Origin of the sequence: Exiguobacterium sp. s143 (genome assembly GCF_018618895.1) — a bacterium.
GTDB lineage: Bacteria > Bacillota > Bacilli > Exiguobacteriales > Exiguobacteriaceae > Exiguobacterium_A > Exiguobacterium_A abrahamii.
The window spans coordinates 80938-93936 of sequence record NZ_JACSMX010000002.1 but is presented as its reverse complement, the minus strand read 5'-3'; the positions used below and the strand labels follow the sequence as shown (position 1 = coordinate 93936).

Annotated in this window: 11 protein-coding genes; 9 read left to right on the top strand and 2 right to left on the bottom strand. The window is 45.0% G+C overall.

From position 1 onward, the window contains the following. Positions 1-88: 88 nt before the first annotated feature. Positions 89-1345, bottom strand: a complete 1257-nt coding sequence (locus tag KNQ03_RS08735; protein WP_214724732.1) for an extracellular solute-binding protein — start codon at positions 1343-1345, stop codon at positions 89-91. A 455-nt stretch (positions 1346-1800) separates the two neighbouring features. On the opposite strand from KNQ03_RS08735, the gene KNQ03_RS08730 reads away from it, so the two are divergent. Further along, positions 1801-3588: a glycoside hydrolase family 13 protein gene (locus tag KNQ03_RS08730; protein ID WP_214724391.1), complete on the top strand. Its 1788-nt coding sequence runs from the start codon at positions 1801-1803 to the stop codon at positions 3586-3588. A 138-nt stretch (positions 3589-3726) separates the two neighbouring features. Then, positions 3727-4878, top strand: coding sequence for a cation:proton antiporter (locus KNQ03_RS08725; protein WP_214724389.1), 1152 nt, complete (start codon positions 3727-3729; stop codon positions 4876-4878). A gap of 57 nt (positions 4879-4935) precedes the next feature. Here KNQ03_RS08725 and KNQ03_RS08720 read toward each other — a convergent pair whose 3' ends face one another. Further along, positions 4936-5709 (bottom strand): enoyl-CoA hydratase/isomerase family protein, encoded by a 774-nt coding sequence (locus KNQ03_RS08720; RefSeq protein WP_064300354.1) that lies wholly within the window; start codon positions 5707-5709, stop codon positions 4936-4938. Between the two features lie 193 nt (positions 5710-5902). Between KNQ03_RS08720 and KNQ03_RS08715 the strand changes: the two genes are divergently transcribed. From KNQ03_RS08715 to KNQ03_RS08685, 7 genes are all read left to right on the top strand, one after another. After that, the gene (locus tag KNQ03_RS08715) at positions 5903-7285 is read left to right on the top strand and encodes an MATE family efflux transporter (RefSeq protein ID WP_029340978.1); all 1383 of its coding nucleotides are present in this window, start codon (positions 5903-5905) and stop codon (positions 7283-7285) included. Next, entirely contained in the window at positions 7245-7712 is a 468-nt protein-coding gene (gene ybaK, locus KNQ03_RS08710; protein ID WP_064300355.1) for a Cys-tRNA(Pro) deacylase, read from the top strand. The genes KNQ03_RS08715 and ybaK overlap by 41 nt, the downstream gene beginning before the upstream one ends. Positions 7713-7733: 21 nt before the next feature. Beyond that, positions 7734-8480: a CDP-diacylglycerol--serine O-phosphatidyltransferase gene (pssA, locus tag KNQ03_RS08705; protein WP_174316042.1), complete on the top strand. Its 747-nt coding sequence runs from the start codon at positions 7734-7736 to the stop codon at positions 8478-8480. A gap of 136 nt (positions 8481-8616) precedes the next feature. Next, positions 8617-9372, top strand: coding sequence for a carotenoid biosynthesis protein (locus tag KNQ03_RS08700; protein WP_023467400.1), 756 nt, complete (start codon positions 8617-8619; stop codon positions 9370-9372). Then, entirely contained in the window at positions 9341-10042 is a 702-nt protein-coding gene (locus KNQ03_RS08695; protein WP_251133345.1) for a lysophospholipid acyltransferase family protein, read from the top strand. The genes KNQ03_RS08700 and KNQ03_RS08695 overlap by 32 nt, the downstream gene beginning before the upstream one ends. Continuing rightward, on the top strand, positions 10039-11115 hold the full coding sequence (locus KNQ03_RS08690) for a glycosyltransferase family 2 protein (protein WP_214724387.1): 1077 nt from the start codon (positions 10039-10041) through the stop codon (positions 11113-11115). Before KNQ03_RS08695 ends, KNQ03_RS08690 begins: the two co-directional genes overlap by 4 nt. A gap of 15 nt (positions 11116-11130) precedes the next feature. Next, positions 11131-12603 carry a phytoene desaturase family protein gene (locus KNQ03_RS08685; RefSeq protein ID WP_035398446.1) on the top strand — a complete coding sequence of 491 codons (1473 nt, stop codon included), beginning with the start codon at positions 11131-11133 and terminating at the stop codon, positions 12601-12603. Positions 12604-12999 lie beyond the last annotated feature (396 nt).

Sequence of the window (12999 nt, the reverse complement as noted above, 5' to 3'; positions counted from 1 at the left end):
GCTTCTCTTCCAACCATAAAGATGAGGGGGAATCCAAGATCCCCCTCTCTTTATCTCTTTTTCATGGATTCACACGTTCCATTTACGCTTATTGATTGTTAGCTTCGATTTGTTGCTTGATTTGTTTGACAGCATCATCAGCTGATTTTTGTGCGTCTTGTTTGTTTGTTGCAACAAGCTGAAGTGCTGCTGCCATTGGTTCCCAAACTTGACCCATCTCAGCGATGTTCGGCATTGGCACACCGTTTTGTGATTGTGCGAAGACTGCTGCTGCGACTTCGTTATCCTTGATTGCTGCATCTTCTTGAAGAGCAGTAACTGGTGGGATTTCATTGTATTTTTCGAACATTGCTTTAGCGTTTTCTTCACCTGTGAGTGATGCCAAGAACTTCTCAGCCCACTCTGCATTTTCCGAGTATGCTGAAATCGCGTATGTTTTTACACCAACGAATGTTTTGATCGGCTCACCGTTTGGAAGTTTCGGAAGTTCAGACGCTCCGAGGTTGATACCTTTTTCTTTATAGCTCGCAACTGCCCATGGACCGTTCATGACAGCAACAGCTTTTTTATCGCCGAAGAGTTGATCAAGTGCTTGACCACCGCCACCACCGATAAGACCTTTCGGGAAGAGACCTTCTTTGTACCACTTGCCGATGTAATCCATACCTTCGACAGCACCTTCATTGTTCAAGCCGATATCTGCTGGATCCAATTTGCCACCGTTGTCTTTGAAGACATATCCACCGTATCCACCGATTGGACCGTGTGCGAAGTAGAAGTTATCCCAAAGCGCGAGGAATCCGTATTTGCCGTCTTTCTTTTGCTCTGTTGAGATCTTGTACAGATCATCCATTGAAGCTGGTGCTTCTTTTAATTCATCTTTATTGAAAAGGAGGATTGGTGTTTCAACTGCTTTCGGATATCCGTAGACTTTACCATCAAACGTTACTGCTGATTTCGCTGTATCGATGAATGGCTCAAGTGCTTTTTCGCCATCCTTGAGTTCCGCGATCAAGCCTTGGTCAACGACTGTACCGATTTGGTCGTGTGGAAGAAGCATGATATCCGGCCCTTTACCTGCTGGTCCGTCAAGTGCTACTTTCTTCTGCTGATCTGTCATCTTAACTTCTTTAACTTCAACTTTGACGCCTTCTTTTTCTTCGAACGCTTTAGCTGCCGCTTTAGTCGTTTCAGCTTTTTCAGTGTCTTCCCAGATGACGATCTTGCTTGGTTTTTTACTGCCCGAATCTGAAGATGATGATTCAGAATCCGATCCACCGCCACATGCTGCAAGCGCACCGATTGCCATGACAGATACAGAGAGACCTGCTACGAATTTTTTCATTTCCATGATTGAAATTTCCTCCCCAAGTTAACTTATGAATGATAAGTTTTAATGCACAACGTTTGCATAAAGGCACAACCATTTTCTCATGATAACAACCGAGTGGTTGTAAGCGTTTTATGAAAACGTTTGCATCACCTTTACATTTTTATTATACAATCTAAAATCCTTTTGACAAGTCCTTTTATTCAATTATTTTCTTACATTTCAAAAACTTTTTATTTTTGATTTCATTATTTGAATCAAACGCTAAAAAGAATAAGCGAACAAAAAGAAAACGTTTTCATTTTTATTGTTTGCACAACATGATGCAAACGATTGCATCATACTCTCGACTTTTATCAGGAATCCTTGATTTCACGGGATTGGAATTGACTTTAAGAAAGCGCTTTACTATTCTTAGGTCGAAGACATAATCAATACGATGCAAGCGATTGCGTTAAGGAGTGACTGCCATGTTCAAAGAAGCTGTGTTTCACCGTGCGATGTCTCCATTCGTCTATAAGTACGATGAGCGAACAATCCACATCCGTTTACAAACGAAAAAAAATGACGTTGATCGCGTCGATTTGATATGGGGCGACCCATACGATTGGCATACTGAAAACCCGGATGCTGCCGATTGGAACTTCGATCCCTCAAAATCAAACTACTGGAATACATTTGAAACACCGATGAAGCGAAGTGGATCAGATGAATTATACGATTATTGGTTCATCGATGTCGTACCTCCTTTCCGTCGTCTACGATATGGTTTCCGTCTCCATGACGGTTCAACGAGTCATGTATTCACGGAACGTGGATGGTTTGATGAAAAACCGCTCGATGATACAGGCTACTATTTCTGCGTTCCTTTCCTTAATGCAGTCGACGTATTCACTGCACCAGATTGGGTCCAGGATACGGTTTGGTATCAAATCTTCCCAGATCGCTTCGCAAATGGCGATGCGACGAATGATCCAGCTGGTACACTTCCATGGAATAGTACAGCACCAACGACGACGAATCTTTTCGGTGGAGATTTCCAAGGCGTCATCGATCACATCGACTATCTCGTTGAACTTGGTATCACTGGTATTTACTTCTGCCCCATCTTCTTGGCGAAATCGAATCATAAATATGACACAATCGATTACTTAGAAATTGATCCACAGTTCGGTACGAAAGAGAAATTCAAGGAAATGGTCGATTTGTTACACGCACACGGCATTCGTATCATGCTAGATGCCGTATTCAATCATGCCGGCTTCCACCACAAAGCATTCGCTGATATTCGTGAACATGGTAGTCGTTCAACCTATAAAGAATGGTTCCATCTGCGCGATTTCCCACTCGTGACCGAGCCGCTACCGAACTACGATACGTTTGCTTTCGTACCTGAGATGCCGAAATTCAATACCGAGAACGATGAAGTAAAGTCATACTTACTCCATGTCGCCCGCTATTGGGTCGAAGAATTCGGAATCGATGGCTGGCGACTCGACGTCGCCAACGAGGTTGATCACGCATTTTGGCGTGATTTCCGTCAAGTCGTCAAGGAAGTCAATCCTGATGCGTATATCCTTGGTGAAATTTGGCATGACTCACAGGAATGGTTGCTCGGTGACCAGTTTGACGCCGTCATGAACTATCCATTTACGAATGCCGCCTTGAACTTCTTTGCCTTAGATAAGACTAAAGCAACTTCGTATGCGAATGATATGTCGCATGTATTGTTCTCAAACACGATGAATGTCAATGAAGTGACCTTTAATTTAATCGGTTCACACGATACACCACGTGCGTTGACGCGCGCTGGCAATAACAAACAGAAGCTTCGTCTTCTCTTGTTATCGATGTTGACGTTCTCAGGTAGTCCCGTCATCTATTATGGTGATGAAATCGGTCTCGATGGCGATCAAGATCCAGGCTGCCGAAAATGCATGCCGTGGAATCCAGAGGAGCAGGATCAGGAGTTATTCGCCTATACGCGACATTTGTTACAGCTTCGAAAGCAGCATAAGACGCTTGCGAACAAAGGACATATCTCTTTCGTTCATGCGAATGATGAGACGAATACAATCATCATGCGTCGCATGAGCCCGGAAGGATTATATTATATCTACTTCAACAATTCAGATGCTCCCGTTTCGTTGACCGCTCCACAAGCTGGTCGGGGGCTTGATTTATTGACGAACACGCACCAGCAGACACTTGATGTCTCTCTCCCTGCGTATTCTGGAACGATCGTTCAAGTCTTATAATTATCTAAAAGCCTGTACACTCACCTTCTAAAAAGAAGTTTGTGTCCAGGCTTTTTCTGTATCCGTTCTTCAGGAGAGAAACAAGTTAATGAATGCCATCGAATTAGGGTATAGGGTACAGAAAGGAGGACATCCTCCATGGAAATTTTCTTTTACGCCGGTCTCATCCTCATCGGCTTATTTACGATCAGTTACTTGAGTGAACGATTCCACGTCCCGAGTATTCTGGCCTTCATCTTGATCGGAATCGTCCTTGGATTCTATTACGACCCTCCCGAAGAGCTGAAACTCGGGGGAGAAGCGGGCATCATCGTCCTGTTCTTTTTACTCGGTCTAAAATTTTCAGTGGCGGACTTGCTGATTCAGCTCCGTTCCATTTGGAAAGCGGGAGTCATTGATATTCTACTTTCGTTTGGTGGGACTATCCTATTGACCCTATCGTTTGGCTTTTCAGTCGCCGAATCGTTTTTGATTGGCTGTGTCTTGTATGCGACGAGTTCTTCGATTTCTGCTCGGCTGCTCGATCGGGAACCGGATAAACATCAGGATGTGAATCGCTTCGTGCTGTCCTTACTCGTCTTCGAAGATTTGATGGCACCAATCCTACTGACGACGGCCCCGTTCGTTTTAGGGACTGAGACGTTCTCGGTTGCCAAAATCAGCATCATCTTTCTCGGGTTCGCCTTCTTCTTCATTGCTCTGATGATCATGACGTTGTTTATCCGAAGACGTGGACGGTTAGTCGACTCCCTCTATCGACATCCTGATGCCGGCATCGGAATCATCGGCTTGATCTTATTGTTTTCTGGAATTGGAATCTTATTTGGTCTATCCGAAGTACTTGGTGCCTTCATCATCGGTATTTTGTTAACCGAACTGGATGAGACGCGTTATCTTAGACGACTAGTCACGCCATTCCAAGACTTATTATTACCATTGTTCTTTATTACATTCGGAATGTCATTCGAATTGACTGACGGATTACCGATTGATCTATTTTTCTTCGCTCTTGTCATTTGGGGAGTCGTCTCTAAATTTTTAGTCGGTTACCTCGGCGGAAGGTCCTTTGGTTTATCGAATTATCATGCGATCGAATCTGGCTTTTGTCTGGGTCCACGTGGTGAATTTTCGATACTTTTCATCACGCTCGCTAGTGGTGCATTCGTGACGTTGACTGGGATATACATTTTTGTTTCTGCTTTTCTCGGAATTCTATTATTCCGTATCTCTACAGGATTGACGAACCGTACACATGCGACCGCACGAAAAATCAAAAAGAAATTGAATTAAAAAGACGTCGGCGCATCGTGCGTTTCCGACGTCTTTCTTCTATAAAGTATGCTCGATTCATCGTCCGACAAAAACAGGGCGTTTTTTTTCGATGAAGGATTCAACAGCATGGCGATGGTCTTCCGTTTTTCCAGCACGTGACTGATAGATGATTTCTTGAGCAAGCATTTCCTCCAAGTTATTTTCATAACTCGCTGCTTGCAGCTGCTTGATGTACCCGATCACTTTTGTCGGACGATCTGCTAGCTGACGAGCAAACGCTGTGACCTCTTCTACAAATTTCTCTGATTCGATACTTCGTGTCGCAAGATTGAGCGAAACGGCTTCGTCTGCTGAAATCGTGTCACCGAGTAACGCAAGCTCCGTTGCTTTTGCTGCACCGATTAGTCGAGGTAAGAAATACGGAGCTCCTGCGTCCGGGACAAGACCGATATTGATGAATCCGAGCGACAATTTCGCTTCAGCGTGGACGAGCCGGAAATCACAGGCAAGCGTCAATGATAAACCGGCACCTGCCGCTACACCATTGATGGCAGCAATCGTCGGTTTTTTTGATTTAGCGAGTGCCCGAACGACAGGATGATAATACTGTTGTAGATATTCTCCATGATCGAGCTCAGGCGAGACGGTTTTCAAATCTTGCCCTGCACAAAATCCACGTCCTTCACCAGTCAAGACGATGACACGTACTTCCTCATCCTGATTCGCTTCTTCTAGAGCGTCTGCCAACTCCTCTAGTAAATTCGACGTTAATGCATTCAGTTGTTTGGGTCGAGCTAGCGTTAGCGTTGCAATTTGATCCTTGACGACATAATGCATTTCTCGTTTCATCGGATTCCCCTACCTTTAAAAAATGAATGATTGTTCATTATGATGTATTCGTGATATTTTATGAAAATCCTTTTAAATCTCTTTTTTTTCGATGAAAGACAAAAAACCCTCTTTCATTATGAAAATCGAAGGCGTATAGTTTCAAAAAGATAAAGAAACACTATTCGTTTTATGAAACAAAGGGGATTTATTTATGAAAACAGTCAAGCAACCAAGCTTATTCCACATTACGTGGCCATTATTCATCGAGATTGCCTTGCACATGAGCCTTGGGATCATTGCAACGTTGATTTTAAGTTATTACTCAGATAGCGCTGCTGCGGCAGTCGGTGTATCCAATCAAATTTTGAATATCTTCATTATTCTCTTTAACATCACCTCGGTCGGTGCAACGATCATCATTGGTCAGTACCTCGGTGCAAGAAAGACGCAAAACGCTCGTCAAACGGCTCGTTCTGCTTTTGCGATTAACTTGTATACCGGTCTCATCGTTTCTCTGACCGTGGTGTTGTTCGGAAGACAACTCCTTGGATTTTTCTCGTTAGAAGGAGAGACGCTCGTCTATGGCGAAACGTTCATTAAGATCGTTGGTCTATTCCTTTTCTTAGAAGCCATCTCATTGACACTGGGTGCGATTCTCCGGAGTCATGGATTCACAAAAAATGCTATGTACGTCACGCTACTCATGAATTTCGTTAGTGCTTTTGGTAACGTCATCGCTGTTCTTGGACTCTTCGGCATTCCCGTTCTCGGTGTTGCTGGTGTCGCTTGGTCGATCGTCATCGCCCGAACAATCGCTGTCCTTGTCTTATTCTTCGTCGTTTACCGGAAACTCTCATTACGTTTTAAAGTAAAAGACTTGATTCATTTCGACCGGGAAGATGTGAAACGAATCATGAACATCGGAATCCCATCTGCTGGTGAAGGGATCTCATATCAATTCTCACAACTCATCATCACAGGATTCATCGCAACAATTGGTGAAGCAGCATTGTCTGCTCGTGTCTATGTATCAAACATCACGATGCTTTGTTTCCTATTTACGCTTGCCATCGCTCAAGGAACGCAGTTACTCGTCGCACGCCAAGTTGGTGCTCAACAATTTGAACAAGCATATGGACGTGCTGTGAAAACATTGAAGATTGCTGTTTTCGCAAGCTTCATCTCAGCTGTCGCTCTTGCTTCATTCGGTTCATCGATTCTATCAGTGTTCACATCGAGTCCTGAAATCATTGCAATCGGTATCCCACTACTCTGGGCAAGCGTCATTCTTGAACCAGGTCGCGCGATGAACATCGTGCTCATGGGAACTCTTAAATCGGCAGGAGATGTTCGTTTCCCTGTCGCCATCGGTATTCTATCGATGTGGGGAATCGCGGTCGTCCTCAGTTATACACTTGGTCTTGGTTTCGGTCTCGGTTTACTTGGAATCTGGATTGCCTTCTCTGCTGACGAATGGTTCCGTGGCATTTTCGCCATGAAACGTTGGCACGGACGGAAATGGGTCCAATACTCACTCGTCAAAGGAGAAACACATGAGCAAAACGAACGTCGAGAGGCTTCTGAAGCAGTCTAAGATTGACTTCGAATCCCTCACTTATCCTGTTGATCTTGATGATTTATCTGCTGAAGCCGTCGCTAGAAAGATTAATTACCCCCTTTCGACCATTTTTAAAACCCTTGTTTTGAAAATGGTCGAAAATAAATATGTCTTCGTCGTCATTTCGGGGGAAGAAGAACTCTCTCTAAAGGCAGCGGCTAAAGCATTGCATTCGAAAAAAGTCGCGCTTGTTCCGATGAAGGAGTTAGAAGACCTGACTGGCTATATTCGAGGTGGTGTCTCTGCCATCGGTGCTAAGAAGAATTTTCCGGTTCTCTTATCGGATCGTGCTATCCATGAACCATTCATCATCATATCCGCTGGAAAACGTGGACATCAAGTTCGGTTGAATCCTCATGATTTTTTATCTTTCACTCAGGGGATTCTCTTTACGAACGGCTGAATTCCATCTCCTAATTATGGTATGATGAGTAGTATCGATGAAGTGGCAGGAGGAATCATTTTGTGGAAAGATCGTGTTCGTAATTCAATACCCAACCTATTTACGTTCGGAAATCTGTATTGTGGTTTTTTAGCCATCGTCATGGCAGCAAAAGGTGATTTTCAAAATGCCACCTTACTAATCGTCATCGCGATGATGCTTGATAGTCTGGACGGACGCCTTGCTCGGATGCTTGGTGTAGCAGGCGACTTCGGAAAAGAACTGGACTCATTAGCAGATATCGTGACATTCGGTGTCGCACCTGCAATGATGGCCTACTATACGTATTTCTATGAATTCGGAGAAGTTGGTTTACTAATCTCTGCTCTGTTCCCGTTGTTTGGCGCATTTCGTCTTGCTCGTTTTAATTTATCGGCAACGAATGTGGCATCTGCTTATTTTTCAGGTGTACCGATTACAGCGGCAGGTGGTATTTTGGCCGTCGTCACGTTGTTTAGCGGACGAATGAACGACTTGATGGTCCCACTCGTTTTTACAGGTCTTGCCTTCTTGATGGTCAGTCGTGTCAAGATTCCAAGTTTTAAAGACATTCCCGTTCCGCGCCATACGTTCGTCATCACCTTTACGTTGCTATACGTGACGTATGTCATGATTGCGCGTAGCAATGAGTGGTCTACGTTTTGGTTCGTTGCTGTTCCGTTGTATATCGCGTTTCTCCTTTTCTCGTTCATCAAAAAGAAGAAGCAAAAACAACATTCAAACGGATGATGATAGGAAGTGGTTCGGTTTCTCTTACGAGAAGCCGGACCACTTTTTTTATAAGACCGCTTCTCCCTCGCTCGTTTTCAAGATATATGGGTATACTTATGACAGAAGCTATTTTGGAAATGGAGGAATGTCACGCATGGAGCAGTTTCATAAACGTCTTTGGATTTTCTTTTCGATTTGGTTCACCATCGGCTTGATCTTAGTTGGTTTTTCGTTACTTCCCCCTTGGCTCGAGTGGGCCAATGCCGTCTTTTTATTCGCTTCCGGCTTATACGCAGCTCTCTATTTTTGGCATGTCTTACCGAAGGGGCGTCTTGTCATCCCCTTTATCTTCTTTGGTTCGATCATCATTGAGTCGATTGGGGTCCATACCGGTTGGCCGTTTGGAACATATCGTTACGAGTCGGATTTCGGTGTCCAATTATTAGGTGTGCCGATTACGATCGGGGCTGCATGGCTATCGGTCATGGGGGCGAGTCTCGCTTTCTCCCGTTTGTTCTCGTTTCGCTATAGTACATTGATTCTCGTTCCATTGTTTGCCGTCTGGCTCGATTTAGCAATCGATCCTGTTGCTGCTAACGTGAAATCGTATTGGCTTTGGCAAGACGGTGGCTGGTATTACGATATTCCGACACAGAATTTCTTCGGGTGGTATGGAACGGCGCTCGTCTTTTCCTTTTTCATCAATCGATATCAAGTCAAGGCGACGGATGCCGCACTCGAACAAAACAATCAGTATCTCTTTTTGATGTTGCACACTTTATTCGGTGTAACAGCAGGAGTTGCTGGTCTCTATGGCGTCACTTTGGTCAGCTTAAGTGCATTCATCGTCTATTTCATTGTGAAACGAGGGGTTATCGTTGAAAGAAGCAAACAAAAGCAAATTAGCTGAATCCGTATTTCATACGTATGTCGATCATGCTTTGATCCGACGTCATTTCCACCGTGTCTTATATCGAGCAGACGATCTACCTGTCCCTGGTCTCATGCTTGCTACACACAGTTCTTGGTGGGACGGTATGATTCTTTTTCATTTGGATCAGACCTGTTTCCATCACGACCCCTATGTCATGATTGATCAAGCAGGGCTTGCTCGTTTCCCGTTCTTCTCCCGTCTCGGAGCTTTCTCTGTTGACCGGACATCATTCGCTGATATCAAGACAAGCCTTCATTATGCAAAAGAACGACTTCAAAATGGCAGCAGCGTCTGGATGTTTCCTCAAGGCGAGGAACGTCATCAAGAGGACCGTCCGCTTCGCTTAGCAAGTGGTGCCACACATTTGACGCGTCATACGGATCACGTGTCTCTCGTCGCCTTTTATTATTCATATGGTCATGAACAGCAACCGGACGTCTATATCCGGACGCGTCGCTTTCGTCCATTACCTAACGAACGGTCAAGTGCTCAGGCAAAACGACTGACGGTAGAACTAACTGCTTTATACGACGACATTCGAGCAGATGCAATTGCGGAACGTGTTGATTTGTATCGCTGTATCTCTACCCGAAGGGAACCACTTCCTGCACGAACGGAGCGCTGGTTACGGGCCCTTCGGTCATGAGTTGGTTCTTTCTCTTCTTCGCTCTAGCTGTCTGTCTCTATACATGGATTAATTTAGCTTTTCTACCACGATTAACGGCTCCCGTTCAACCAGATAGTCTAGCAATTTGCATCCCTTTACGGAATGAGGAGCGTAATGTACGAAAATTATTAGACGCATTAGAACCCGCTCTGACACCAGGGATGCACGTTTACTTATATGAAGACCGCTCGACCGATCGGACGCGCGAGTTATTGCTCGATCGAATCGGTCAAGACGACCGTTTTACAGTGATTGATGGTCTTCCCTTACCAGCTGGCTGGGCAGGAAAGGTCCATGCGTGTCATCAACTCGCGAAACGAACGACAGAGGACTATCTGTTATTTCTCGATGCTGATGTGACATTGACACCTGATGCGATTTGTCGCTTATACGGAACGTTACGAACAGAACGAGCTGTTTTTCTTTCCGGTTTCCCGTCCTTTCCTGTACCGACGTTTCTAGGGAAGTGTTTGATTCCGATGCAACATGTTCTTATCGCGCAGCATCTTCCGATTCCGTTTCGCAAGGTGAAACATCCAGCGTTTGCTGCAGCCAACGGCATGGTCGTTCTCGTCGAACGACACGCGTATGACCAAGTCGGTGGACATGAAAGCATCCAATCGGCTCTCGTTGACGATTTAGAACTTTGTCGTACATTTAAACGACACGGGTTGACGACGACGCTCGTCGAAGTCGCCCCAGCAGTTTCTTGCGATATGTACGCCACGAACGAAGAAGTCTGGCAAGGTTTTCTAAAGAATGTCTTTCGTGGGATGAACGATTCTTATATCGTCGGATCATACTTTCTACTCTTTTACTTGGTTCAAGCAAGTGTCCTACCTTATCTCATCCTCCACCCATCCTGGCAGATGGGTGGCGCACTGATTCTTCTTTATTTAGCACGATTCCGGATTGATCGTGCGGCACGAATCCGACATGTTTGGTGGCTCCATCCACTGGCGGTATTCCTTTATGTCATCTTGCTAGCAAGTGCGATGATTCGAAGCTTTAGGAAACGGGAAATCACATGGAAGGGTAGGACCTATTCATAAGGAGGAATCAGTATCATGAAACATATAGCTGTCATCGGAGCCGGTCTTGGTGGACTCAGCGCTGCTATCTCATTAGCAGCAAAAGGATTTCGCGTCACGGTCATCGAGCGCAATACACATATCGGTGGCAAAATGATGCCGATCGTCACAGAAGGACATCGCTTCGATTTTGGTCCGAATACGATCACGATGCCGGAAGTTTTTCAGTCTGTCATTCTTGAATCCGGTGCGGATCCCGATGAGTACTTTACATTCACGAAACTTGAACGTCATACGGTCAATCATTTTTCCGACGGAAGAACATTAACATTTTCGTCTGGACGCGAAGCGATGCGGACAGAAGTAGATCGTTTCACGAACGGTCAGTTGGCGAAGAACGATATTACAGGTTACCAAGAAGAAGTGGCGAAGTTGCATACGATCGCAAAACAACAATTCTTTACGAATATTGATTCGTATATCCGCCCCTCCCTCTGGCGAGACATGTTGAAAGTGCATCCCTTTCAAAACCTTCATGGGTTGCATAAGCACTACTTTAAGGATAAAGGGTTAATTCAGGCACTCGATCGTTATGCGACGTATATCGGGAGTAGTCCGTATCAAACACCCGCTACCTTCAGTTTAATTGCTCATTTAGAACTAAATGACGGTGTCTACTTCACAAATGGTGGTAATACAGCAATCGCAGAAGGGTTCGCCCGACGTGCAAAAGAACTAGGTGTCGTCTTCCGTCTTGGCGATGAAGTGACACAGATCGAAGTCGTCGATGGACAAGCAACGGAAATTGAATTGAATCACTTGGAATATCTCCCGGTTGACTTCGTCGTCATGAACGGTGATTTGTTGACACAATATCCACGTCTGATCTCAGAAACGGCACGACCTGATTTTAAAAATCCGACACCTGCTCAAGTCGAACCGTCGATTTCTGCCTATGTCCGATGTATCGGTCTCTCACGTCGGATCGAAGGGCTGGCTCATCATAACGTCTTCTTCTCTTCGGATTACGAAGCTGAGTTCAAGGCACTCTTTGATGAAAAACGTTACGCTGAGGAGCCGACGATCTATATCTCGAATTCTTCCGTCACAGCACCAGAAATGGGACAAGCGGGTGATAACTTATTCGTGCTCGTCAATGCACCTGCAACGGATACTGGACATGCGATTGATTTTGATACGTATGATCAACTGATCAATCAACGATTGCAGTCCTTTGGGATTGATATTTCATCTGATGTCGTCTTCGAGCAACGGGTCACGCCACAGGATATCGAACAAACCTTCTTTGCCTATCACGGCTCATTGTATGGCTTGTCATCCAATGGCATCCGGTCGTCTTTCCTCCGTCCGAGCAACCGTTCAAAGAATGTTCACAATTTGTTTTTTGCTGGTGGATCAACGCATCCTGGTGGTGGTAGTCCAATGGTGACGCTTTCAGGAAAACTAGCAAGTGAACGAATCGTCTCTGCTGTCGCCGCTACCCTGTGAACGTTATGTGAATTGCATATCAATCACTTGTACGGACAACTAAGATTTGATACGATTACTTCGAGTTCAAGAGGTAGTGATTGACCCCACATCCTCAATCAAGCGCAAGGTGACTTCCCCGAGTCAAGAGCGTTGAAGAACTTACTTTTTCTAACCAGCGAAATCAAATGGGACCCACCCATTTCATCACGTGACTCATCGTGTGTCCATTCGCATGACTTACGACGTTCCCCCTTAGATCGTCTCATCCGAATGGTCCACAGATAGCTCGATAAAGAAAAGACCATCCCCGTGGTCGAAACAGACCTATCTCGTAGTCCAGATGTTCGCTCTGGTGTAGAAGTAATCTGAGACTCCCCGGTCTCAGACCATAGAAAAAAGACCTTGGTCCCCGCC